Consider the following 25,402-nt stretch of genomic DNA (forward strand, 5'->3'; position numbering starts at 1 on the left):
CGGATTTGAATTCGCTACTGCAAAGTCTGGATTCCGAAGCGGCGAATCGCGTGATGGCTGCGGCGCAAGCGTTGGAATCGAATCGTCCCGATCAGGCGGCCGCACACTTGGCGCCGGTGCTGGGTAGTCATCCGGACCATCCGGAAGTGCTGCGACTGCATGCGAGTTTGCTCAGCATGCGCGGCGAACGCGGCGCTGCTTTGCGCGCGATGCAACGCGCGCTGGAACAATGCCCGCACGACGCGATGTATCGCAACGCATACGCCATCCTGCTGGCGGACGTGGGCGATATCGATCAAGCCATCGACGAACTGCGTCGCGCCTGCGAACTTCAACCGGGCTTTGTCATGGCCTGGTACAACCTCGGCCTGTTTTTGACGCGCAGCGCGCGCTTCGACGAAGCACGCGACGCGCTGCGACGCGCCGTCGACGTGGCGCCGAACTACGCTGCGGCACGCGCGCAACTCGCCGACCTGCTGCGCATGGACAACTTCCGTGACGAAGCGATCGCCGAATACCGCAAGCTGATCGCCGAGCAACCGTGGGCCGGGATGGCGTGGTGGGGTTTGGCGGAAATCAAAACGCTGCGCTTGGATCGCAGCGACAGCGACGCCATGCAGCGCGCGCTCGCGCATCCGCGTGCGAACGACGGTGATCGCATCGCCCTAGGTTTCGCTTTGGCCAAGGCGATGGACGATCAAGGCCGCTATGGCGAATCGCTGCAAGCACTGGTTTCGGCGAACGATATCGCGCGACAGCATCGAACATGGAACGCTGCGGCCGTCGCTGCAACGATCGATTCAATTCGCGCCACGGCCTGCACAACTCACGCAGGACAAGATCTCGGTGCGGAAGTGATCTTTATCGTCGGCATGCCGCGCTCGGGCTCGACGCTGATCGAACAAATTCTCGCATCGCACTCCAGCGTCGAAGGCGCCGCCGAATTGACGGACTTGCCGATGCTGATTGCGGAGGAGTCGAACAAACGGAAAAAAGCCTACCCGCACTGGCTGCCGGATATGGGCTCGGAGGATTGGTTCGCGCTAGGACAGCGGTATCTGGAGCGCACCGCACGTTGGCGCAAACAGCGTCCGATCTTCACCGACAAGTTGCCGAACAACTGGATGCATATCGGCATGATTCGCGCGATGTTGCCGGGCGCGCGCATCGTCATCAGTCGCCGCGACGCACTCGAAACGTGTTTCTCGTGTTACCGGCAGTATTTTCCCGGAAACGACTACACGCGTTCGTTTGCGGATCTCGCATCGTATTGGCGCAGCCTCGATGCCGTGGCACGTTATTGGACGCAGAAAGAACGCGCGCATGTGCGTGAACACGTGTACGAAGACTTGCTCAAAGATCCCGAGCATTCCATTCGCGCATTGTTGGCATTTTGCGGTTTGCCATTCGAAGAAGCGTGCTTGCGCTTCAACGAAACGGAGCGCTCAGTCGGTACGCCGAGCGCCATGCAAGTGCGGCAACCGTTGCGCACCGACACGGCGCGCGCGCCGCGCTACGGCGCGCTATTGAATCCATTGCGCGAAGCGCTCGGTCTTCCGCCTTTATAGGCTGGAATTTTCATTCCAGCCTACTTGGCTGTCGTCGCATTTAAACGGATTTATTCACCGATTATGCGGACGCAGCATCCAGTAAATCCATGAATTGCTTAGATCGATCTAATTGACCGTGCTGTTGTGCAGCAGCGTTTTGACAAAACTTTCATATCTTTCAACAAGATGCATTTAGAAAATCTAAATTTGAATCGATATAAATTCTTGTTGACATTGCCTTTTTACTGCCTTATTCATTAGCTCGCTCGTGATTTTAGTCCAACGTTGTCACGGGCATTTGGATCGATTGAAAAATCAGTATCCGGAGGACTCTGGGGAAAGGCGTGACAAGGCGGCGTCGCCTGCAGCACACGCCGGTGATTGGGTCGGTTTGCGTATCTCTGAAAGCAGTGCCGAAAGGTCATGGCGACAGCCATGGCTCAGGGAGGTTTTGCGTCTTTCAAACCGTGTCGCCAAAGAGGGAGGCGACATGCGATGCAAGCGCGATGTCGATGTTCGACGGTTTGCGTTTCGATTCCTAAGTCGGATGGTGTTGCGGCAAACCCCTCGTGTCGCAGCACCGTTCGCAATGTGATTTCTCAGCAGCGCCGAATGCCTTTGGCCGCGCATCTGATGTATCGGGCTTGTTTGGCAATCCGCGCGTTTTCGTCCAATCCATGTTTGGGGAGCGTGTCCATGAAGCATACGAAGAGTCGTCGTTCGCGGTTGCGTCGCACGTCGTTAGCGCTGCTTTCTGTTACGGCGCTGGCGTTCGCGTGCGGTAGCGCGAATGCGCAGACAACGGGTTATACCGGCATCTATGGCGGCGGCCCGTTGTACAAGCACGTAGCGGCCAATATTTCGGAGATCGAAAACTCCGGTTTCACCGAAGTGATCGTGTGGAGCGTCGAAGTGAGCTCCGCGGGCGATCTGAATCTCAACGGCGAATTTCCGCTTACGTCCGGCGGCACTTATGTCGGCAATAACACGTATCCATCGTTCGCCGCAGATCTGGTGACGATGAAGCAGGGCACGCCCAAACGCATCACGCTCAGCATCGGTTCGTCGAACGTCGGCGATTTCCAGGACATCAAGGCCCTGGTCAATTCGCAGGGCACGGGACCGAGCAGCATTCTCTACAAAGATTTCCAAGCGCTGAAAGCCGCGCTGCCGTCGGTCGATGCGATCGATTTCGACGACGAAAACAGTTACGACTCCGCCTCAACCGTCGCGTTTGCGGTAATGCTGGGCAATCTCGGTTATCACGTGACGGTTTCGCCGTACACCAACGCGTCGTATTGGACATCGGTGGTGTCGCAGATCAACACCCAGCTCGCCGGCACGGTCGACGGCGTGCATCTGCAAGCGTATTCCGGTGGTGCGGGCAACAGTCCGTGCTCGGGTTGGAGTTTCGGCAGTGTGCCGGTCTATCCCGGGTTGTGGGACAGCAACGACACGCCGCCGCAGATGCAAAGCCAGATGAGCAGCTGGCATTCGCAATGCTCGATCACCGGTGGCTTCCTATGGTTGTACGACGACATCGTCGGCAAAACGTATAACGGCGGCAACGAAACGGCCGCGTACGCCAGCGCCATCAATACCGGTGTTGGCGGCAACACCGCGACCACCGGCATCTATGGCATCTACAGCGACGGAACGGCGTTCAGCACCGGTGGACTCGACGGCAACGGTTACGCGTATTCCTCCAACCTGCTCGGCACATCGCAGACGTGGAACGGCGCTACCTTCACCATCGGCGCGGCCAACACGGTCAATGTCGAAAGCGGTGGCACCCTCAATCTGACGCAAGGCCAGTACAGCGAGTTGAGCGTGCTGGCGACCGGCATCAATGGCGGTCAGACGGCGCAAACCTTCCAAGTCAACTACACCGACGGCACCAGCACGGTGATCAGTCAGAGCATCAGCGATTGGTTTACGCCGTCGAGTTATCCGGATGAGGCGAAGGCCGTCACGATGGCGTATCGCAACACCAGCACCGGTACCAAGGACAACCGCACGTTCTATCTGTACGGCTATGCGTTCCCGATCGACAGCACCAAGACGGTCAAGAGCGTCACTTTGCCGAACAATCGCAACGTGGTCGTCGTGTCGTATGCGCTGAGCAATCCGTCGATCAACGCGACGCCGGTCAGTCTTGCATCGGCGTTCAACAAAACCGGCATCTACAACGACGGGGCAACGTTCTCGTCAACCGGCGGCGTCGACAATGTCGGCGATGCGTATTCGGCGCAGCTGTTCGGTTCGTCGCTGGAATTCAACGACGTGCTGTATCGCTTCGGCGCCGCCAACGCCGCCAACGACGTCAGTGCGACGGGTCAGACGATCACGTTGCCGGCTGGTCAGTTCTCCAGCCTGCAACTGCTCGCGGCTGCGGTGAACGGAAGCCAGACGTCGCAAACCTTCAAGGTGACTTACACCGACGGCACCAGCTCGACCTTTACGCAAAGCATCAGCGATTGGTTCACGCCGCAAAGTTATGCCGGCGAATTGCAGGCGGCGAAATTGCCGTACCGCGATACGTATAGCGGCGGTCGCGACAGCCGCACGTTCTATCTCTACAACTACAAACTCAGCCTCAACAACGCCAAGACCGTTCAGAGCATCACGCTACCGAACAACGCCAACGTGCAGATCGCGGCGATGACGCTGGTGCAATAGTCAAACATCGGTGCACGGGAAGTGAAAAGCATGTCGACGCATGCTGCTGAATTTCCCGTGCGCCGTCGTTGCGAAGTTCATGAAAAGTCCCGGTAATCACCCATTGGTGAACCAGCGAAGACTTCTTCGCTGGTCTTTTTTTAGGTGCGCTTCGAAAGCATGTGAGCTAACGTACCGCGGCAACGTTCGACACAGGGTCCGGTTATTTAAGGATGTCGACCATGACGCAACACGATGCGGCGACGCTCGTTTTCGAGAAAAGGCACAGCCGACTGGCATTTGCGAAAGAATGTTATCGATGGGGCATGATTCAGCTGCTTCGGCAGCAATCGAACAAACACATTGCTGAGCACCGAAAGCAACTGGTGGTGTTTTCGTTCGACTTTATTGCGCACAACATCAATCTCAACGGCGTTTACGAGAAAGACGACCTCGATACCTTTTTCGAATGGCTTGAGTCGAGCGGCGTCGATTTAAAAGACGCCACGGCGATCGATATCGGCGCCAATATCGGCAATCACAGCCTGTATTTCTCCAGTCACTTCAAACGCGTGGTGAGCTTCGAGCCCCATCCGCGTATCTTCAAAGTGCTGTCGCTCAACGCCGAACTTGTCGACAACCTGACGTGCCACAACGTTGGCCTGTCCGATCAAGAGGGCAGCGCGATCTTGTCGGGTCCGGCGAACAATTTCGGCCGCTCGACCATCGGCGAGCTGCGAGATGCGCGATCGGTCGATATCATGCTGACGACGCTCGATACATTTCGCGAGTTCGACAACGTCAAGCTGATCAAGATTGATGTCGAAGGCCACGAATACAAAGTGCTGCAAGGCGCCAAAAACGTGATTCAGCAACACAAGCCGATCATTTTGTTCGAGCAGCACGTCGAAGACTTCAAGAACGGCGAATCGCAGATCCTGTCGTTGCTGAAGGAGTTCGGCTATAGAAGCTTCGCCACCGTCAGGCGATATCCGCTGCCGTTGCCGTCGGCGCTGAAATTCCTCGTCACGCCGTTGCAGCGCATCGTGCAGGGCGAGCAAACCAGAATCGTCCAGACCAGCCGCATCGCGCCGGATTTTTACAGCTTCATCATTGCGCTGCCCGACTGGATGCAGACGACAGCGCAATAGCCCTTTTTAGAGGGATGCTTACCGCGCCATGCCCGTTTCGGGGTGTCCAACCGAATGTCCATATCTGCTGATGCCGCACGCGCACGACCAAGGTATCCAGGTCGGGCTGCATAAACAGTTCTAAGCGATCGGGGATAAGGGCGCTGCGAAACTCAGATAGGCCCCCGTTCCCGGCGACGAAGTAACGCTTAACGTTGCGCCGAGCCGTGTCGCGCGAGCACGCAGGCTGGGCAAGCCTGCGCCATGCGTTTTCGTATAGCTCGCGTCGAAACCTTGCCCATCGTCGCGCACTTCCACGCTCAGCGTGTCGCCGTCGCGGCGAATACGCACCAGCACCTGCGATGCGCGGCTGTGCTTGAACACATTGGTCAGCGCTTCCTGCAGAAAGCGCAGCAACTCCAACGCGCGCGCGGTGCCGAGATTCAAGCCGTCGACACCTTCCATCGCCCAACGGTCTTCAATATCGATGGCTTCGAAACGTTGACTCCAGCGATGCCGAAGCGGCGCGATCAGCGCGGCCAGATCGTTATCTTGCTCGTGCGTGGTGGTGTCGATGATCAGGCGTAAATCGTCGCGCAGTTCCTTCAACGTGGCGACGACTTGTCCGGCTTCCGGCGGACGGCGCGGATCTTCGAGCGTACTGATGGCGGATAGCAGACTGCCGCCGAAGCCGTCGTGCAAATCGCGCACCAGATTGAGTCGCTCGCCGATGCGCACATTGTTGATGGCCAGATCGTGCTCACGCTTCAGCGTTTCGGACAGCGTCTGTGTGGCGGCGTCGACTTCGTGCTGCAGTTCCACGGTGTAATTTTCAGCGCGACGCATGGCTGCCGCAAAACGATACGCCAGTGCGACACCCATGCCGATGATGGTCAACGAGGACGTATCCGACAATAAATAGATATCGCTGTGAAAGATGTTGAAAAGCAACAGCAAGTCATGCACAGAAACAATGATAGGAATCAACAGACTTGCCGCGAGCGCGACGTTGTCCGCGCGCCGATGTCGCAAGGCGTAGCCGATAAAGCCGAGAATCGACACGTAATACGTGCACGCCCCGATAAGAAAATCGATATTGCGGTAAGGGCCGGCTTGATGCGGAAACAGCAGCGCGACACCCAAAAGCGCGACACATAAAAGAAGCATGCACCGCTCGATGCGTTTCCACCGCTTGCCGGCATAGCGCAGCAGAAAAATCGAAAATGTCACCGCCGACACGGCCCATGTTGCGGCGATGATCGCCTGCCACGCATCGGTGCTATCGAAGGGCCACGGGCTGGAAACGACATCATTGATGCCGTACAGCGCGGAAAACAGATTGCTCAGCGCATACCACCCGTAGTAGCTGTCCTGCCGGCGCATCAGCCAAAGTATGAAAAACAATCCGCCGAACACCAGGCCAACCGATTGATCGAACCATTTCGTGTCGTAGCGATGGAATTCGCCGCGACGCTGGCGCTCCTGGATCAGTACCGGGTTTCCGACCGAAACCACGCCGAGTCCGGGCTGATAGGAGGAAAAGCCCGACACACGCACCAGCAATTCGTTCTGACCTGCGCGCAGCAGCGGTCGATCCGCCAGAAAATAATGCGGACGACTCCAGCTGCGCGAAAGCGGCTCGGTGAGATGCGTATCGCTATAGACCAGACTGCCGTTGAGGTACAGCGCGTAGGCGCTATTGATGTAGTCGATCAGCAATCCCACCGGCTTGTCGGCGCTGGCCTGATTCCAGCGCAAGCGATACCACACCACGCCGTTGTGATGCGGCCACCGCGTATCCCAGAAATCGATCAGTGTTACCGGCGTCCAGCCGTCCACAGGAGGCGTCTGCGATGGCCAATCGGCTGGCGCGGCATCGGCAGTTTGAATGTCGATGGTTGCGGTGTTCGACGCCAACGTCTGTTGCGCCGACGCGGGACACGCGAACCACGCGCAAACGAGCCACAGGGCAAACCATTTGCGCATGCTTAGAGCAATCCCATCGATTTGGCTTCGAACACCGCCGCCGTGCGCGAGCTGACCGCCAGCTTGCGATAGATGCTCTTCGTATAGCCTTCGATGGTGAAGCGCGAAAGCCCTGTGAGTTCGGCGATTTCGCGATTGCTGAATCCGCGCGCCACGAACTGCAAAATTTCCGATTCGCGATCGGATAGCGACCGACTCTCGCTCCTTTCCGCGGGCGCAGCGGAAGGCGATGCGGCGGGCGCGAGCGAAACAAACGCGAGAATGCGGCGCGCGATCAGCGGATCGATCAAGGCGCCGCCGCGACGGATAGCCTGCAGCGAGGCCCGCAGCTCCGTGTCGTCGCGTTCTTTCATCAAATAACCGACCGCGCCACTGCGTAGCGCCGTCAACACCACTTCCTCGTGACCCCACGCGGAGATCGCAACCGTCATGGTGTCGGCATGATGTTGCGCGATCCAGGCGATCAGTTCGAGCCCGCTGCCATCGGGCAGCCCGATATCGATCAGCGCAAGCTGCGGTGCGAATTGCGCGGCGACAATTTTCGCATCGGCGACGCCGCCTGCCATGGCGATGTTGTCAACGGACCCAACCAGTTCAAGCAGCAATTGAACAAGACGTTGCTGCGTGTGTGGATCGTCCTCGACGATCAACACGCGCTCGAATCCCATCGTTTCCCCTGCAACGACCACGCCTGCCACCCCTGACTGCTTGGGGCTAATGGTACCCAACTCGAACGACAAACGAAGCGGGTACGCGCGCGAACGCTACAACCGCAAGGCCAACGCAAGCGTAGCTAACGTGTTGCTGGGCTTCGAGAAAGCTTGCGTGGCCGCAAATTTAGATATTTAGACGCGAAAAAAAAGATGGTCTCGTGGCACCGCGCAAAGACCATCGTTCTGCGGTGTCACCGCGATGTCATCACAGATGCACGTTGGCCTCGACGCGATCCAGAAATTCGTAACGCGCCGCATGGTGGTCGACAATCGTGTGCGTGTCCGCGCCGATCACCTGGCGTAAAAGGCCGCCGTCCTTGCTTGTCGCGGCAGGCCAGTTCGGCAAGCCTGCGCCGTTGGGATTGCCGGTCTTGATGAAGTTGGCCCAGTAGCCTTGCATGATCTGCGACACCTGCTCATCGACCGGGCGCCATGCATAAACATGGTTGCCGGACAGATTGCCCAGCGCGTATTCGATTTCGCCGCTATGCACCGCACCTTCGTCCGCACCCGCGCTGCCATCGCGCTTGGCCGGGCGCGCCTGCGTGAAATAGTAGTAATACACCGGCGCTTGTCCGGTTTTACGATGCAGATTCATCCATTGCCAGGTCGATAAGGCGATGAAATCATCGCCCTCGAAATCCGTGCCCGAGGTTTTGACCTCCGCTTCGGTCTTACCGGGATAGAACTTCAACGCTTCGGGAGCGTTCACGCCCAGCTTCTTTTCCAACGCGGCGCGATAGTTCGCAGGCGTCGGCGCTTTATCGTTGAGTAAGTTGGTGTATTTGCCTTCTTGCGAATTGGAGCCCACCAGCAACGGAATATGCGCCTGCTCGCCGGCTTGATAGATCACCTTGGGCGGCTTGGGAAAAAAGTAGCCGTCGATGGTCGGCATAAACTCCGGCACATCTTTTTCGCCGGCCACTTCGAGCAGTGCTTGAGCATCCATCGCGCGAAGCTGTTCGAGCGACTGCGCACCCGCGCGTTTCTCGAACGCCTCGCCCTGCTGTTTGGAAAGCGCCAAGGGTCGCGGTTTCAAATTGCTGATGATCGAGCCGCTCTCGCCGATCGCGCGCTGCATCAAGCCCTTCGACAACGGCGACGCCATGAGTGCGGATACCGACATGGAACCCGCCGATTCTCCGCCGATGGTCACTTGCGTGGGATCGCCGCCAAACGCGGCGATATTGCGTTGAACCCAGCGCAAGGCGGCAGCCTGATCGAGCAGACCGTAGTTGCCAGTCGCATGTTCGGGCGACTCCTTGGCGAGCGCGGGCAGCGCGAGAAAGCCGAGCACGTCCAATCGATAATTGACGGTCACGGTCACGATGCCGCGCTGCGCGAGCGCGGCGCCGTCATAACGCGGCTCCGAGCCGTCGCCGCCGTTGAAACCGCCACCGTAGAAATACACCAGCACCGGCAGCTTTTCGTTCAAGCTTTTCGCTGGCGTCCACACGTTGAGATACAAACAATCCTCGCTCATGCCATTCGAGCGAAACACCATGTCGTCGTAAAGACCGCGCTCCATGCAGCGCGGTCCGAAACGATCCGCCTGCCGCGTGCCCGTCCATCCCTTGACGGGTTGCGGCGGCTTCCATCGCAGCGGCCCAACCGGCGGCGCGGCGTACGGGATGCCCATGAATTCGTTCAAGCCGGTTGCGGCGTCATGCGTGCCCGACAAACTGCCTGTGGCGGTGACGACGGTGGGCGCGGAATCGGCAGCCGCAACCGAAGCCGCCGCGAATGCGAAAACAGCAGCGGGAAGAATGCAACGCATACGCATGGACACGGGGGACATGAGCTGGCTCTCTCTATGAGCGATGCAGGGAGTTATCTCGGGACTTTATTCGCTTCCGCTCGCTTGACGCCAGCGGCGTGTTGCCGCGAATGCCACGGCTGGGATAGACCTGCGCCATGGCGTCGCCACAAATCTCACGCTAACTAGAGCATTCGAGGCGCGAGAAAATCGTGCAAAGCGCACGCCGCACTGCACGGCCGCCAGTCCGCAAAACGGGGAACTCATGGAACGAAAACCCGGACTCGATCTGCTGCGAGCGATCGCCATCTTGTGGGTGATGCCCTTTCACAGCTACATCGCCGGATATATGGGCGGCGGTGTGATGCGCTGGAGCGGGTGGATGGGCGTGGACCTGTTCTTTGCGCTGTCCGGCTTCCTGATCGGCTCGCAGGTTTTCAACGCATTGATCTCCCGCGGCGGCGTGGATTTTGTCGACTTCTATTTGCGGCGCGGCTTTCGAACCTTGCCCGCCTACTTCGTGGTGCTCGGCATCTACGTCACATGGCCTTCGATGCGCGAAGTGCAGGGCATGATGCCGTTGTGGCAGTTCCTCACCTATACGCTCAACGTGTTTATCGATCCTAGCCGTGTCGCGTTTTCGCACGCGTGGTCGTTATGCGTGGAAGAGCAGTTCTATCTCCTGTTCCCGCTGCTTGCGTTATTCCTTGTGGGAGGCGGTCGCGTAAGGCGCGGCGCCATAGCCATCGCTGCTTTGGTGCTCGGCGGCGTCGTGCTTCGCGCCTGGCTCTGGATACACTTCGTGCAACCCGTGCAGTCGAATGGCGACGAAGCGGGCGACGCCTATCTGCGCTTCCTGTACTACCCCACTTATGCACGTCTGGACGATCTGCTCGGCGGCGTTGCCCTGGCCGCCGCCTGCTGCTATCGAACGCGGGGCTGGGCGTGGATCGAGCGCCATGCAAATGTGGTTTCGCTGACGGGCGTCGCACTCACCGGCTCGTGCATGTGGGGTTTCAACGGGCAGCAACGGTTTGATCTGACCGCGAATGTATTCGGTTACCCGTTGCTAGCCGTAGCGATGACGGCGCTGGTGGCAGGAGCGGCGAGCGGACGCGGTGTGCTGGCTCACCTTCGCGTTCCCGGCGCCGCATGGTTTGCGGCAGCGTCGTACAGCCTCTACCTCACGCATAAAATGGTTTACGGACAGCTGCATGGTCGTTTCGCGCCCTGGGTGGAAGGGCATGGTGTGTGGACCGTATTGATTTACGCGGTCACCGTGCTTGCCGTCGGAGCGACACTTCACTACGTAGTCGAACAACCGTTCCTGCAATGGCGCGAACCCGTGCGCAAAATGTGGGCGCAGCGGCAACAGCGATACACGGTCGAGCCGACATCTTGAGGGAAAGCATGTTCAGCAAATACGCGACATTTGCTTGCAGAGCGCTGATATTCGCCGGAGCCACATGGCTCCCGGTCTCCGCATTCGCGGCCAATCAAGGTCACGCGAGTCAACCGGATGCGCATCTCCAGCACGCATTGCAGCAGCTCGCAACACAAGCTCGTCCTGGTCTGCTCGGCATAACCGTGTTGGATTTGAAAACGGGAGCGGCGATCCGCGTCAATGCCGATCGCGCCTATCCCATGATGAGCGTGTTCAAGGCGCCCGTCGCGGCGACGGTGCTTGCGCAGATCGATGCAGGGCGCCTTTCGCTGGATCAAACCGTAACGATCAATCGCCAGGATGTCGAAGGCGGTTCGGCCATTCCTTCCATCGGCGCTCATTTCAACGGCGAGCACATGACGTTTTCGGTGCGTCGACTGCTCGTGGCGATGGTGAGCGAAAGCGACAACACCGCTGCCGACGCATTGGTCAGGTTGGTCGGCGGGCCGGAGGTCGTCACTGCGTTTTTGCGAGCGCATGGCGTCGACGGCATGCGCATCGATCTCGACGAAGCGGGTGTCTCCCGGATATTCGAGCAGACCGAAAACGGAGCATCCATCTCTCCGCAAGAAACCGATCAGCAGGCATTGATGAGGGAAAGGCGCGGCTACGAGGCCTATCTTCGCGATCCACGCAATCGCACCACGCCCGACGCTGCCGCGGACTTCCTCAAGAAGCTTTGGAAGGGCCAAATGCTGTCGTCCGGCTCGACCAAGCGTCTACTGGACTTGATGTATGGACAGACCGTGCCGGTGCGCTTGAGAAGAGGGCTGCCGGCGACGGTTCGATTTGCGGACAAATGCGGCACGTCTCTTTCGCTGGATGGCATAACGGCCGCCTTCAACGATATCGGGATCATCACATGGCCCGATGGACACACGGTCGTCGTGGCCGCGTTCTTGACCGCTTCCCACGCCGATAGACAACAAAGGGACGCGCTTTTTGCCGAAATCGCCAGCGACGTGTCGCAGGCATTCGCGAAGTAAGTTCGCGCGAAGGTGATGCCGTGTTTCCCATATTTTGGCACGTTTTACTGCGGCTATTTGAATTTGTCGGATAATTGGACGACACTCGGCGGGTTGCACTAAACCGAGAGTCAGAGCATGCCCCCGCTTTCCTCGATGAGCCGTCGCTCGTTTCTGCAAGGCATGGCCGTGGCGGGCGCCATGAGTGCGATGACCTTCCGTCCGCTGGCGGCCGCGATGTTGGCAACGGGTGCCGTGCGGCAAGCGCCGCTGTTTCCGCAAGCGCCATTGATGCAGCAACCGTTTGCGTTGTTGCCAGCGGGTTCGATCAAGCCGAGTGGTTGGTTGTTGCGGCAGCTGGAAATTCAGGCGGGCGGTTTGGGCGGTCATCTCGATGAGTTCTGGCCCATCGTGGGGCCGGACAGCGGATGGTCGGGCGGCAAGGGCGAGTCGTGGGAAGACGGTCCGTATTTTCTCGATGGCTTGGTGCCGCTCGCGTGGCAGTTGGATTCGCCGCAGCTGAAAGCGAAGGCGATGCGCTTTATCGATTGGACGCTGGATCATCCGTGGGACAACGGTATGTTCGGTCCGCGCAGCAACGACGATTGGTGGCCGCGCATGGTCATGCTCAAGGTGCTGACGCAGTATCACGAACTCACCGGCGATCCGCGGGTGATGCCGTTGATGACGCGCTATTTTCACTATCAGTTGCAAGCGTTGCCCACGCGCCCATTGCGCGATTGGGGGCGCATGCGCTGGCAGGACGAGCTGGTGTCGGTGTTGTGGCTTTATCAGCGCACGCAGGACGCCAAGCTGCTTGAACTGGCGCACCTGCTGAAGCAGCAAGGTTACGACTGGCAAAGCATGTTCGCGCATTTTCCGTTCACGCAGAAAACCGATGCGGAAGCACTGCGCAAGCAAGCCGGCGGCGACGATGTCTTTATGCAAGACCTCGGCCTGCAGGTGCACGGCGTCAACAACGCGCAGGCGGTGAAGGCATCGCCGGTATGGTCGGTGGTGTCCGGCAGCGCTGCCGACCGCGATGCCGTGCATCATCAGTTGCAGATGCTGGATACGTATCACGGCTTGCCCAACGGCATGTTTTCCGCGGACGAACATCTTGCCGGTCGCAGCCCCTCGCAAGGGACGGAACTGTGCACGGTCGTCGAGACGATGTATTCGCTGGAGGTTGCGCTCGCGATAACGGGCGACTCCGCATTGGGCGACCGCTTGGAACGCATCGCCTTCAACGCGCTGCCCGGCGCGTTGACCGACGACATGTGGGCGCATCAATACAATCAGCAACCGAACCAGGTCGAGTGCAGCCTGCACCGCACGCCGTGGACCACCGACGGACCGGAATCGAATCTGTTTGGACTCGAACCCAACTTCCGTTGCTGTACGGCGAATTTTCATCAGGGCTGGCCGAAATTCACTAACAGCGTATGGATGGCGACGGCGGATCGCGGTTTGGCGGCGATGAGTTACGCGCCGTGTACGGTGACGACGGTGGTGCGCGACGTGCCCGTGATCGTGGAGCAAGTCAGCGAGTATCCGTTCCGTCAAACCGTCAGCATCACTGTCAAACCGCAACGCGCGCTGGCGTTTCCGCTGCGTTTGCGCATACCGGCGTGGTCGCAAGGCACGCGTATCGCGGTGAACGGCAAACCCGTGAAAGCGAACGACGGATTTACGACGATCGAACGCACGTGGAAGCCGGGCGATACGGTGGAAGTGAGTTTTAACGCCGAGGTAAAAACCGAACACGGCTACAACGGCGCGCTGAGTTTCACGCGCGGCGCGTTGGTGTATGCCTTGCCGATCAAAGAGAACTGGGTCGTGTGGCGCAAACGCGGACCGACCAACGACTGGCAGGTGTATCCGGGCTCGCGCTGGAATCTGGGCGTCGCACCCGATGCATCCATCGCAGTGAGCGAGCATCCCATCGGCGACAAACCGTTTGCAGGCGCCGCGCCCGCCGTGCAACTGGCGTTGCAAGCGCGCTACGTACCGGCATGGAAAGCATCGGAAGGCAGCGCCGAGCCGGTGCCGGCCAAGGCCGAAGCATCCACCGATGAAACGGCGCAGTCCATCACGCTGGTGCCGTACGCGGGCGCCAAATTACGCATCACTGCCTTTCCGCCGCTCAGCTGACAGCTTGAACCGACAACACACGCGAGACCGAACGATGCTTTATAAGCACTGGACGAAATGGGTGATCATCATCCTGGCGCTGGTCGCCGCCATGGCGCACGCCGCCGACGTACCGCGATGGACCGCCGAAAAAGCGAATGCCTGGTACGCCAAGCAGGCTTGGCCGGCGGGCAGCAATTACATTCCGTCCAACGCCATCAACGAACTGGAGATGTGGCAAGCCTCTAGCTTTGATCCCGCGCGTATCGATCAGGAACTCGGCTGGGCGCAAGCGATGGGCATGAACACCATGCGCGTGTTTCTGCATAACCTGGTGTGGGAACAGGATCGCGACGGTTTCAAGCAACGTATCGATACGTTTTTAAAGATCGCCGCGCGGCATCACATCAAACCCATCTTTGTATTGTTCGATTCGTGCTGGGACCCCGATCCCGTTTTGGGTCCGCAGCATCCGCCGATTCCCGGCGTGCATAACTCGGGCTGGGTGCAGGCGCCGGGCGCCAAGGTGTTGGACGATCCCTCGCATTACCCGCAACTCGAAGCGTATGTGAAAGATATCGTCGGCAGCTTTGGACATGACGACCGTATTCTTGCGTGGGATGTGTGGAACGAGCCCGACGGCGACGTGAGCAGCGATTACCCGGGGAAAGAACCGAAAGACAAACTGCAGCGCGTCGCGCAATTGCTGCCGCAGGTGTTTGCGTGGGCGCGCAGCCAATCGCCGCAACAACCGCTGACCAGCGGCATTTCCAACGAAGGGGATTGGGCCAAGCTTTCATCGCTCAGCGATATCCAGCGCGCGCAGCTTTCCGAGTCGGATGTCATCACGTTTCACAATTACGATTTCCCGGAAGCGTTCTATCGGCGCGTGCGACAACTGCGCGTTTACGGTCGTCCGATCATTTGCACCGAATATATGGCGCGCAGCGCCGGGTCGACCATCGACGGCGTCATGCCACTTGGAAAGAAACTCGATGTCGGCATGATCAACTGGGGTTTTGTATCCGGCAAGACGCAAACCATTTTTCCGTGGGACTCGTGGTTGCACCCGTATACCCTGCAGCCGCCCACCATCTGGTTTCACGATTTGTTGCATGCCGATGGCACGCCGTATCGCCAGCGCGAAGTGGACATTATTCACGCGCTGAGCACGTCGCCGCGGCATGTCGTGCCGGCGGCTGCGACGACGCTGTGAGTAAATAGTCACTCCGACGCTTGCAATGGGCCGAATTGCATTTGTGCCGCGGAAAATATCCGCGGTACATTCCGCGCTCCAGGAAGTTCGGCCAAATCAGGGGGCGATGTGAAGTTCTCCGCGAAATCCGCAGCGTTGGCAGTTTGTTTGTCGGCAAGCCTCGTGCTTTTTCCTGTGCATGCCTTCGCGCAAACGCCGGCGAGCCATAACGCAAGCGAACCACGCGCTTCCATGGACGTGATGCAGATCCCCACGCACGGTGTGCGCGTGAATGCCATGGTGTATGTGGCCGCCGGTTCAGAGCCACACCCGCTTGTGCTGCTGCTGCACGGGTTTCCGGGCTACGAGCGCAATCTGGATTTGGCGCAGGACATGCGACGCGCGGGTTGGGACGTCGTCTATTTCGACTATCGCGGGTCGTGGGGTTCGCCCGGCGACTTTTCGATCACGCATAGCATCGAAGACGCGGAAGCGGCACTTACGTATCTGCGGAAACCGGAAAACGTGAAACGACTGCGTTTCGATCCGGCGCGCATGGTGGTTGTCGGCCACAGCATGGGCGGTTTTATGGCCGTGCAAACCGTGGCGGCGGATCCCAACGTCAAGGCGCTTGCAATCATCTCGGGTTCGGATTGGGGCGAGCGCTACGTGCAACTTCGAAAGAAGGAGCCGCTGGATACATCACTGCACATGGTCAGCGTCGGCCTCGCCGCGCAAAACATGGCGCCGTTAAGCGGATGCACGCCGGAGGGTTTGGCGCGCGAGCTAGCCGATCATGCGTCCTCGTGGACGTTTGCCTCGAAAGTCGGTGCGCTCAAAAATCGACCGGTGCTGGTCGTGACATCGGATGACGGTCTGGCGGGCGAGGGTGGGGCGCTGGCCGATGCCTTGCGTCACGCAGGCGATACGCAAGTCACGACCGCGCACTTTCCGACCGACCATTCGTATTCCGATCAGCGCAGAGAACTTTCCGACGCGGTTCTCAAATGGCTTACGCCGCTCGCCAAGTGACACCACAGACGGAATCGACAGCGCACCGTTGAAGGGATAAATGCATGATCAAGATCGAGCGCGCCGTGCAGGCCGATCTGCGCGACGTTCATGCGCTGCTGGACACGTGCGGCTTGTCGACGCATGACATCTTTTCATCCGGTGCGCTTTATTGGACGGCGCGAAGCAATACGGCGTTAGTCGGCTTCTGTGGATTGGAACTTGGCGAAGGCGCCGCGTTGCTGCGCAGCGTGTCGGTGCATCACGAGCATCGCCGCCTTGGCTTGGCGAGACTGCTTTTGGAAGCGGTCATCGCCGAAGCGCAAACACGCGCGATCCATCGCATTTATCTATTTAGTAAAGACACGGGCGGCTTTTTCGAAACGCTTGGATGGCGCGAAGTGCCGGTCGACGAAGTGGCGACGACGATGCGCGCCGCGCCGCAAGTCCGTCGTTACGATGAATATGGTTGGTATCCCAACGAGCGCGCCTTCCGGCGCGACATGCAAGGCAGCGCCGACGGGGCGTGATTCGCCTTTCAAGCAGGCAAATCACCGCCCGACATCCACGTCGCATGAAACGCCTCGGTCTCTTCGTCTGCAGGAAACATCGATTCGATGCGTAATTCCTGTGCAGCGATGCTTTGCGGTGCGCCGACGGTGGTGATCATCGAAAAATAATTCAGCACCTTGCCGTCCTTGTTAAATCCCATCGGGATCATCGGCAGGTTTGCCGCAGAGCCGGCCGATCCTTGCAATCGCCACGATGGATCGACGCCCGGATACGCGAACAGCTCATCGAGCAAGACTTGCGTTTGCGCGTCCAGCACGCGCCCGATTGTTTCGCGATAGATACGTTGAATGAGACTTCTAGCCACATTTTCCCAATCCGAAACGAAGGGACGCATACCGTTCGGATCGAACATCAGATGCAGCATGTTGCGCGGTCGCGCACGCGCCGCCAAGTCGATAAACGAGCCGAAAAATCGCGGCGACGAATCATTGGTGGTCAACACGTTCCAATAGCGATCCAGCACCAGCGCGGGAAACGGGTCGTGCTGGCGCAACATGCGATCCAGCGCGCGCGTGATGCTCTGCATCTCCTTGGCGTTCCACGGCACCTCCGAATAAACCGGCGCATAGCCCGCCGCCAGATAGATGACGTTGCGTTCCCGCAAAGGCACATCCAGCGACTGCACAATGCTGGTCAACGCCTGACGGCTGGGCGCGCTGCGACCGCTTTCGATAAAGCTCAAATGTCGCTGCGACATGCCGGCATCGAGCGCCAAATCCAATTGGCTGGCGCCGCGCAAGTCGCGCCAATGCCGCAGCAGCGCGCCCAGATCATTGGAAGCAGGCGTCCGTTCACTACGAATGGTGCCCATGCGATTCTCCCGAACACGCCGAGCCAACATGGTTCGCCACGTTGGCTCGGTCGTGCTGCGTGTCGTGACTCGAACAATCAGGCGTTGCGCGCCTGCCAGCCGTACGCCTGAAACGCTTTTTCCAGCGCCGGATGGGTGACATTGCCAGTGTAGTTAGTGATCGTGGACGCGGCGACAATGCCGACGACTTCCAGCAGATGATCCTGGCCGAAACCGGCATCTAGAAACGCCGCCGCATCGTGGTCGTTCAGATGCCCGCGCTTTTCGATCAGCGTGCGCGCCAAGGTGGAAAGCGCGCGGTTCTTTGCGTCCTGTGGCGCGCGATATTCGCGAATGGCGTTGACGTCCGCCTCGTCGACGCCCGCTTGCACCGCCAAGTAGGAGTGAAATGCCACCGCCCATGTACACGCATTGGTCACGGCATTGGTCAGCAAAACGACTTGGACTTGCTCTTCCGTAAAGCTGCCGCCATGAACCTTGCCGAACAGCCCGACCAGGCTGTCGATCAGTACCGGAGACGTCGCCATGGTGCCGGCAATATTCGGAATGATGCCGAACGCGCTATGCAGCGCTTCCAGCGATGCTTTGGATCGCACGGGGGCGGTTTCGATTGTATGGATAGGGAACGTATGCATGGTGTTTTCCTCGATGAAGGTGGCCATAAAGGGTGTTTCCGTGGAGACACCTTAGGCGCGCACGATCAACGAGCCAATTACCTGCGAGGTAATCAAGCGATAGGCGGGAAAGGTCGTGGGCGGCCATGCTACGCCCACATAACTATCGCGTTGCGACAGCAACGTCAGGTGTTTTTGATGGTCGGGTTCGGATTCGACAAGCCGCAACTGAAGGTTAGCGGGACACCGTAAATCTTGTCGCCAAAGCGTGCGAACAGCTGGTAGTGCCAGACGCCTTCGCTGTCTTTGTCATGGTGATGGTTTTGCATCGTGATCGATTTGCCGTGATGACGAATCTGGCGGAAGATTTTTTCCACCGGCCGCCGAATCAGCCAGGTGAAGCCGGGACTTTTTGCGTCGTCGAGCGAGCAAAACTCGCCGCCGCTCGCATTTCCCGTCAACGTCCACGTGATGGTGTGCGGTTCGCCGCTGCTCGGAATTTTTTCGAACGCCTGATGATGATTGCCTTGACTAATTACCAGCAGGTTGTCCTCCCAACCGCCGCCGGGATCGCGGTAAAGCTCCACACTCATCTCGATGTTTTTCGGATCGCCGTGTTTCATGGATAACTCCTTTCTCTGACAGAAATGGGTTCCGTACCGGGTCGTCCTTTTAAGTCATCGACTAAAGCGCCCCGCTTCAAGCGCGAGCACGCAACGCATTCCGAGCCGCGGTGCGCGCACGCGGCCAAGGGCGCATTCGATGGTGAAAGCGGAGAAGTGCGTGATACCGGACATCCGGCATCGCTCGAGGTTGTGTCATGACGCCTTCACTCCAGGAAAAGGCCGAGCCTTCCTGGCGGTGAAACTCATAAACCCCTCGGGGGCTCGGGCTGGCCGAGCGCCGCGACCGCCTGAGCCTAGCACCAAAATGTGAACCACATCACATTTTGGTGCTAGGCTCAGCGCCAATCCCGCCAGAGGAGCGGGGCGAGGGCAGGCATTCGCGGGATGCCGGGCGCAACCTAGGCGCGGGAAGGCGCTGCGCCTCCAAGGCGTTTCGATCAGAGGTCGTCATGACACCTTTGGTTATCGGCGTTACGAGTCATCGCAATATCGCCGCATCGGAAATCGAGCCGATCCGCCAACGCGTCCGCGCGTTTTTTGCGCAATTGCATGCTGATTTCCCATCCTTGCCAATCGTCGTGCTGTCTTCGTTGGCGGAAGGCGGCGATCAGCTGTTCGCATCCGAAGCCGTCGCGGCGGGCGCGCGCCTGGTGGTGCCGTTGCCGTTGCCACGCGACATGTATGTCGAAGATTTCGCCGACACCGCCGTGCGCGCGCAGTTCGAGGCGTTGATCGAGCAAGCCGAAGTGATTCGCCTGCCACTGCTGAAAAGCCAGCCGCGCGAAGAGCTGCAAGCGCACGGCGAAGCGCGCAATCGCCAATACGCGAAAGCGGGCGTGTTTATCGCCAGTCATGCGCACATTCTGGTCACCATCTGGGACGGCAAAGACTCCGGTCGACTCGGCGGCACCGGGCAAATCGTCAAGTACTACTTGCACGGCTCGTTGCCCGGCATCAGCGAATATGCACGCCAGGCGCGACATATCCTTAGCGGCGGCGACGAACATCTGCTCTATCACATCGTCTGCTCGCGCGAAGGCGAAAACGGTCAGGTCGCACCCGGCTTGTCGCCCTTGCAAACGCATTGGCGCACCGGTGACGACATCTCGCCCGACGCCAACATGCCCGAAGAATTCGAGCTGATGATCCAGCATATGGTCGAATTCAACGAGGACTGCGCCAAATACGAAACGGACATCGACGCAACTGCGCCATCGACCAAGTTGGACATGATCACCATGGACAACATCGATCGACTGTTTCGATCCGCCGACTGGCTGGCGCTGCACTTTCAAAAGCGCGTGCTCCTCGCGCTGCGCATCACCTTTACGCTGGCGGCGCTGATGGGCATCGCGTTTACGTTCTACGCGCACCTTACGCAGCAGGACAATATGATCTATTTCTTCCTGCTGCTGTTTGCCGGCGGCGGCGTGGTCGCGGCGTTGGCGCGTCGGCGCGAATGGCATCGCAAATACCTGGATTACCGCGCGCTGGCCGAAGGATTGCGCATCCAGCTTTATTGGCGACGCGCCGGCATTTCCAAAGACACCGATCACGAATTCGCGCACGACAACTTTCTGCAAAAGCAGAACATCGAGCTGGGCTGGATTCGCAATGTGATGCGCGCTGTGGGTCTGCAGCCGCACAAAAAGCTGGAGCCCGATGCGCTCAATCGCGTTATCAGCGAATGGGTGGGTGAATCGGGTCGGTCAGGGCAATTGCACTATTTCGAGCGCAAGACCGAAGAGAAGGCAGGCGTGCATCATCTGACGGAAATCATCGGCTCCGTCAGTTTATGGGTGGGCATCGCCATTAGCGTGTTCTTGGCGATCTTCGCGCTGAAGCTGCCGGAACTCACTAAGACGACCTTGGTGATGATCATGGCCGTTTTCTCCATCGTCGCCGCCGTGCGCGAGGCGTATGCGTATCGCAAAGCCGATAAAGAGTTGATTCGGCAATACCGGTTTATGCAGCGCATTTTCAGTGGCGCGCGCGCCGCGCTCGACCGCACCAACGATCCGTCGGAAAAGCGCAGTATTCTGCGTGCGCTGGGCGACGCGGCGCTGACCGAGCATGCGGAGTGGACGCTGATGCGTCGCGAGCGGCAGGTGGAGCACAGCAAGTTTTAAGTCAGAATCAAAGCAAGCAAACCCTCACACTTTCTCCAAACACCAACCGCGCCTCACCGTCGCCCCAGCGAACGCTGGGGCCCAGCGACTTTAGCCCGCAAAGATCAAAGACACTGGGCCCCGGCCTTCGCCGGGGCGACGAAATACTTCTTGGCAGGCGGCGAAACATTTTTAGTGCGCTTCGATGTTGCGCCAGGTAGGTTCCAGAAGTTGCATTGATTAGAGCAAGCCTACTCACACCTCACCGTCGCCCCGGCGCAAGCCGGGGCCCAGTGTCTTTGATCTTTGCGAGCGTAAAGTCGCTGGGCCCCGGCCTTCGCCGGGGCGACGGAAAATTGGCAAGTGAAGGAGCATTTTTGAGATCGCCGTGGATGCTGCGCAAACGACCATGTTGGCTAAGATAAGCAAATCCTTCGCCAGGTTGATGCGCTTGCCCGCCGGAACGCCATGACATTCTGGATCTTCATCTACTTCGCCGGCGCCCTGCAGGCCGCGCTTTTAGCGTTGACGCTGTGGCGACAACTGGCGAACCGCGCCGCCAATCACTTGCTCGCCGTATGGGTGGGTTTGTCGGGGCTGGATCTGGCCGTAAAGGCAATGTACTGGCACGAGCTGTCACCGGAATGGTTCCGCGCCTACCGCTTCGTCGCGCTGTTTCCGTTTCTCTACGGCAGCCTGTTCTATCTATATGTGCGCGCACTGGTAGAAGAACGTAAGTTCCGCGTGCGCGACACGATGCACCTGCTCGGCTTTATCGTCATGCTGGTGCTCAACGGTTACGTTTTCGTCGGCAGCCACGCGCTGTTGCAATCGCTGTCGCAACGCTGGATCGCCGGCGAGCGCGCCGTCGGCGCATGGTTCGATGTGCCGTTGTTTCTCTATAGCTTGTCGTATGTGGTGGCGGCGTTGCTGCTGGTACGCGGCTATCGACAACGATTGCGCGAGCGTCGCTCCGATGCGGATCGTTTGTCGTTGCGCTGGATCGACGCCATGGCAGGTTTCCAGATCGTGATCTGGACGCTCGCTGTCGTGCAGGCGTTGGTGTATCTGCCGATCTTCAACTACGGCTTGTTGTTCGGTTTGGTGGCTGCGTGGGTGTGCATGGTGGGCTGGTTCAGTCTCGGCCAACCGCCGGTGTCGGCCGAACCGCCTATTGTTCCCGCGCAGAACGAACGCGATGCGGAGTCGACTGCCGATACCGCGCGCTACGCCGACGTCGAGACGCGCCTTACGCAACTGATGAGTGGCGATGCACCGCTCTACTTCGAACCGGCGCTCACCATCGGCCAAGTCGCCAAGCGCAGCGGCTACCCGGAATATCTCGTCTCTGCCGTGATCAATCGACGCCTCGGCGGCAGCTTCTGCGATTACGTCAATCGCTTGCGCGTGGAGGCCGTGCGCGAGCGGCTGGCGAATCCCGCCGAGCCGCGCACGATTCTCGATCTTGCGTATGCCTGCGGCTTTACGTCGAAGTCCACCTTCAACGCCGCTTTCAAACGCCAAGTCGGCGATACGCCCAGCAACTACCGCCGACAACGCACTGCCAGCGAACCCGTTACCTGATCGCAACCGCGCTCGACGCTTCGCGATGCAGCGCGGCGATGATTGCCGCCGTCACATCGCCGATACCGGTGCCGCCGCCTTGCACGCTCAAGCCCATCCGCACGACCACCAAATGCTCGGACGGCACGATGATCACGTACTGGCCGAACGCGCCGCGCGCGTAATACATGTCTTTCGGCAACTGCGGTATGCCCCACGGCGCATCCCACACCGGCACGCTGCCGGTATTCACCAGATTGGTCCAAAAGCCCGCGCCATAACCGGTGTCCAGCGTTTGCGAGTGCGCGTAATCCGCCCAACCCTCAGGCAGGATGCGTTTGCCGTCGACCACGCCATCATCCAGATACAGCTGACCGAAGCGCGCCAGATCGCGCGCCGATGCATACATAAAACCGGAACCGAGCAGCGTGCCGCTGGCGTCGGTTTCGATTACCGAATGATGCATGCCGAGCGGCGCAAACAACTCGTTGCGCACAAACGACTCCGCGCCAACCGCCGTGTTGCCGCTCGCGTCGCCGATCAATTTCGACAGCACCGCATAGCTGAGATTGCCGTACGCCCAGTGCGTGCCCGGCGCATGATCGAGCGGCATATGCGTGGCGTAAGCCGCCGTATCCGATTCGGCAAACCACATATGCGTGGCGAGGCTCACCGGCCCGTTGGTTTCGTCAAACGGCAGTCCGCTATCCATGCGCAGCAATTGATCCACCGTTACCGGGTGATGCGTATCGCTGGACGATGACCAATCCGCAATCGGCGCCGGCTGATTCGCCTGCAACTTGCCTTGACGAACCAGAATGCCGATCAACGCCTGCGTCACCGACTTGGTCACCGAATGCGCCCAGATCGGGGTTTCCGGTCCGTAACCCGGAGCGTAACGCTCCGCGATCAACTTCCCGTCGTGCATCACCACAATCGCCTTCGTCTGGCGGAGATGCTTCGGGTCCGGCTCGGCGAACGCCCGCGCCAGCGCCGCATCGATCGCCGGATCGGTCGGCGCGATCACCTGCGAACCGAAGCCATCCGGCACGTTTTGCTCGCCGAGCGATGTCGTCTCCGGCAGCGGATCATCACCAAGCTCAAGCACGCAACCCAGTCCCTGTCGGTACTGCGACCGCGCGTGAAAGGTGTCCAGCACGCTCGTCAGCACCTCGCCGTGCGAACGATCCACCGAATAGCGCACCGCCCAGGCGATACCGCCCATCAACGGCCGCTGCTCCTGCGCAAACACCATGTCCGGGTCCACCCGCGACACAAACGCCGCCGCGCACACCGACTGGCTGACCGAACTCGCCGCCACATGCAGCGCCTCTCGATTGCACCACACAAACACGCAGCCGGCGACCACCACCACCACCAGGCTCGACAACAGGACTCGGACGACTTTCACGGCGCACACTCCAGTACGGGGAAGGCCGCAGAATGAAGGTCCAGCGCCATCCGGTCGTCCCATCCGGCCGATCCGTACGCCTGGACGGCGAATTCGGAGCTTGTACGGGCTTTTCGGACGTGGCGACTGGCTAAAGATTGATCAGGTCGCAGGAATGCGCCGTGCATAGGCGATAAAGAACGCCGTGGCCGCAAAGTACGCAAACCGGATCGGCATCTCGCCCCCGGCCGCCGTCAACACCGCCGCAATCGCGTACACGATGATCAAGACGATGGCGGCGGGGCGTTCCGACTTTTCGAACAGCAGGGCGGCGATGGCCACCAACTCGACGCTCGCCAACACCAGCATATGAACGTCATGCCCCGCGTACCCCGACACCAGGGTCTTCACGGTCACCCACGCGATAAACGCACAGTAGGACCAACGCAACAACTGAAGATGCCAATTCATGTACGTGCCTCCGGCAACACAAAGGTTTGGCGCGCGGCGTCGGAGCGAAGCCGCTCGTCGGAGTACCACCGCTTAAGCACCGACTTATCCAGCAAGTCGGCGTTGCGCTCCTGGAACTGCGCGAAATCCGCGTCAGAGTCCCGCTGCATGCGTTCGGCGATCAGCGACAGAAACGCCACGCTGATGGTCTCGTGATACACGCGGCCGAGCCCGGCGCTGGCCGTCATCGTCTTCAGCGCGTTGCAGAACAGAGACGCGGCGGTGAGAAAGTCGTGGCGCTTCAGCAGTTCGAAGCCAACGCGCAGATGATCCACGTGCCGGAAATGCGCAAGCTCAAGCTTGTGCTTGAGAAACGCATCCAGCAGCGGCGTGGAATCAGTCACGGGGCGGCTCGCGCAGGTGATGCGCGTCCTCGGACGTAAGGTCCAAGCCATAAACCACCTTCAGCCGCTCGATTTGCTCCCGCGTCTCCTTGGAGAACGGCGACTTGCCTTCGAAAGCGTGCAGCACGATGCCCTCGATCACGTCGCCCAGCGAGAGATCGAGATACTCCGCCAGCCCCTTTAAGACTTTCAGCGTGCGTTTTTCCAGCCGTACGCCGGTCTGAATGCGTTCGATGTCTTTCATGCCAAAATGCTACCACGGTACATATGTACCAAACAAGGTGGCCCGCCACAGGTAAGGGTTCTGATCGCGCCGGTCACG

21 protein-coding genes are annotated in these 25,402 nt (G+C 59.5%); 11 read left to right on the forward strand and 10 right to left on the reverse strand.

From position 1 onward, the window contains the following. Positions 1-5: 5 nt before the first annotated feature. The 3 genes from L0U79_RS03410 (at position 6) to L0U79_RS03420 (ending at position 5,359) form a co-directional block, all read left to right on the forward strand. On the forward strand, positions 6-1,568 hold the full coding sequence (locus L0U79_RS03410; RefSeq protein ID WP_345778412.1) for a sulfotransferase: 1,563 nt from the start codon (positions 6-8) through the stop codon (positions 1,566-1,568). 678 nt (positions 1,569-2,246) lie between these two features. Further along, on the forward strand, positions 2,247-4,229 hold the full coding sequence (locus L0U79_RS03415; protein WP_233840488.1) for a hypothetical protein: 1,983 nt from the start codon (positions 2,247-2,249) through the stop codon (positions 4,227-4,229). A gap of 305 nt (positions 4,230-4,534) precedes the next feature. Continuing rightward, positions 4,535-5,359, forward strand: a complete 825-nt coding sequence (locus tag L0U79_RS03420; RefSeq protein WP_233840489.1) for an FkbM family methyltransferase — start codon at positions 4,535-4,537, stop codon at positions 5,357-5,359. A gap of 120 nt (positions 5,360-5,479) precedes the next feature. On the opposite strand, the gene L0U79_RS03425 is transcribed toward L0U79_RS03420, so the two are convergent. The 3 genes from L0U79_RS03425 to L0U79_RS03435 all read right to left on the reverse strand — a co-directional run bounded on the left by L0U79_RS03425 (position 5,480) and on the right by L0U79_RS03435 (position 9,835). Then, positions 5,480-7,324 (reverse strand): ATP-binding protein, encoded by a 1,845-nt coding sequence (locus tag L0U79_RS03425; protein WP_233840490.1) that lies wholly within the window; start codon positions 7,322-7,324, stop codon positions 5,480-5,482. 2 nt (positions 7,325-7,326) lie between these two features. Further along, positions 7,327-7,992, reverse strand: coding sequence for a response regulator transcription factor (locus L0U79_RS03430; RefSeq protein WP_233840491.1), 666 nt, complete (start codon positions 7,990-7,992; stop codon positions 7,327-7,329). A gap of 250 nt (positions 7,993-8,242) precedes the next feature. Further along, on the reverse strand, positions 8,243-9,835 hold the full coding sequence (locus tag L0U79_RS03435) for a carboxylesterase family protein (protein ID WP_233840492.1): 1,593 nt from the start codon (positions 9,833-9,835) through the stop codon (positions 8,243-8,245). 223 nt (positions 9,836-10,058) lie between these two features. On the opposite strand from L0U79_RS03435, the gene L0U79_RS03440 reads away from it, so the two are divergent. The 6 genes from L0U79_RS03440 to L0U79_RS03465 all read left to right on the forward strand — a co-directional run bounded on the left by L0U79_RS03440 (position 10,059) and on the right by L0U79_RS03465 (position 17,071). After that, entirely contained in the window at positions 10,059-11,195 is a 1,137-nt protein-coding gene (locus tag L0U79_RS03440; RefSeq protein ID WP_233840493.1) for an acyltransferase, read from the forward strand. Positions 11,196-11,203: 8 nt separating this feature from the next. Continuing rightward, the gene (gene bla / locus L0U79_RS03445; RefSeq protein WP_233840494.1) at positions 11,204-12,223 is read left to right on the forward strand and encodes a class A beta-lactamase; all 1,020 of its coding nucleotides are present in this window, start codon (positions 11,204-11,206) and stop codon (positions 12,221-12,223) included. Positions 12,224-12,340: 117 nt separating this feature from the next. After that, a complete protein-coding gene (locus L0U79_RS03450) occupies positions 12,341-14,356 on the forward strand; it encodes a beta-L-arabinofuranosidase domain-containing protein (RefSeq protein ID WP_233840495.1) in 2,016 nt (671 codons plus the stop codon). 34 nt (positions 14,357-14,390) lie between these two features. Then, entirely contained in the window at positions 14,391-15,551 is a 1,161-nt protein-coding gene (locus L0U79_RS03455; RefSeq protein WP_233840496.1) for a 1,4-beta-xylanase, read from the forward strand. Between the two features lie 162 nt (positions 15,552-15,713). Further along, positions 15,714-16,562, forward strand: coding sequence for an alpha/beta fold hydrolase (locus L0U79_RS03460; RefSeq protein ID WP_233840497.1), 849 nt, complete (start codon positions 15,714-15,716; stop codon positions 16,560-16,562). A 44-nt stretch (positions 16,563-16,606) separates the two neighbouring features. Then, on the forward strand, positions 16,607-17,071 hold the full coding sequence (locus tag L0U79_RS03465; protein WP_233840498.1) for a GNAT family N-acetyltransferase: 465 nt from the start codon (positions 16,607-16,609) through the stop codon (positions 17,069-17,071). Positions 17,072-17,079: 8 nt separating this feature from the next. Here the strand turns inward: L0U79_RS03465 and L0U79_RS03470 are convergent, their stop codons facing one another. The 3 genes from L0U79_RS03470 to L0U79_RS03480 form a co-directional block, all read right to left on the reverse strand. After that, entirely contained in the window at positions 17,080-17,925 is an 846-nt protein-coding gene (locus L0U79_RS03470; protein ID WP_233840499.1) for a helix-turn-helix transcriptional regulator, read from the reverse strand. A 77-nt stretch (positions 17,926-18,002) separates the two neighbouring features. Then, complete coding sequence (locus L0U79_RS03475; protein ID WP_233840500.1) at positions 18,003-18,587, reverse strand: carboxymuconolactone decarboxylase family protein; 585 nt, start codon at positions 18,585-18,587, stop codon at positions 18,003-18,005. 137 nt (positions 18,588-18,724) lie between these two features. Next, positions 18,725-19,162, reverse strand: a complete 438-nt coding sequence (locus L0U79_RS03480; protein WP_233840501.1) for a hypothetical protein — start codon at positions 19,160-19,162, stop codon at positions 18,725-18,727. A 452-nt stretch (positions 19,163-19,614) separates the two neighbouring features. On the opposite strand from L0U79_RS03480, the gene L0U79_RS03485 reads away from it, so the two are divergent. Together L0U79_RS03485 and L0U79_RS03490 are read left to right on the forward strand one after the other, a co-directional pair. Continuing rightward, positions 19,615-21,294: a hypothetical protein gene (locus tag L0U79_RS03485; protein WP_233840502.1), complete on the forward strand. Its 1,680-nt coding sequence runs from the start codon at positions 19,615-19,617 to the stop codon at positions 21,292-21,294. A 447-nt stretch (positions 21,295-21,741) separates the two neighbouring features. Then, positions 21,742-22,857, forward strand: a complete 1,116-nt coding sequence (locus L0U79_RS03490) for an AraC family transcriptional regulator (protein WP_233840503.1) — start codon at positions 21,742-21,744, stop codon at positions 22,855-22,857. Here L0U79_RS03490 and L0U79_RS03495 read toward each other — a convergent pair. The 4 genes from L0U79_RS03495 to L0U79_RS03510 all read right to left on the reverse strand — a co-directional run bounded on the left by L0U79_RS03495 (position 22,850) and on the right by L0U79_RS03510 (position 25,324). After that, on the reverse strand, positions 22,850-24,247 hold the full coding sequence (locus L0U79_RS03495) for a serine hydrolase (RefSeq protein WP_233840504.1): 1,398 nt from the start codon (positions 24,245-24,247) through the stop codon (positions 22,850-22,852). The two genes, L0U79_RS03490 and L0U79_RS03495, sit on opposite strands and share 8 nt — an antisense overlap. A gap of 141 nt (positions 24,248-24,388) precedes the next feature. After that, positions 24,389-24,697 (reverse strand): hypothetical protein, encoded by a 309-nt coding sequence (locus L0U79_RS03500; RefSeq protein WP_233840505.1) that lies wholly within the window; start codon positions 24,695-24,697, stop codon positions 24,389-24,391. After that, positions 24,694-25,080, reverse strand: coding sequence for a hypothetical protein (locus tag L0U79_RS03505; RefSeq protein ID WP_233840506.1), 387 nt, complete (start codon positions 25,078-25,080; stop codon positions 24,694-24,696). The genes L0U79_RS03500 and L0U79_RS03505 overlap by 4 nt, the downstream gene beginning before the upstream one ends. Then, positions 25,073-25,324 (reverse strand): hypothetical protein, encoded by a 252-nt coding sequence (locus tag L0U79_RS03510; protein WP_233840507.1) that lies wholly within the window; start codon positions 25,322-25,324, stop codon positions 25,073-25,075. The genes L0U79_RS03505 and L0U79_RS03510 overlap by 8 nt, the downstream gene beginning before the upstream one ends. Positions 25,325-25,402 lie beyond the last annotated feature (78 nt).

The sequence above is a fragment of the Dyella sp. 2HG41-7 genome (assembly GCF_021390675.1).
Taxonomy (GTDB): domain Bacteria; phylum Pseudomonadota; class Gammaproteobacteria; order Xanthomonadales; family Rhodanobacteraceae; genus Dyella_B.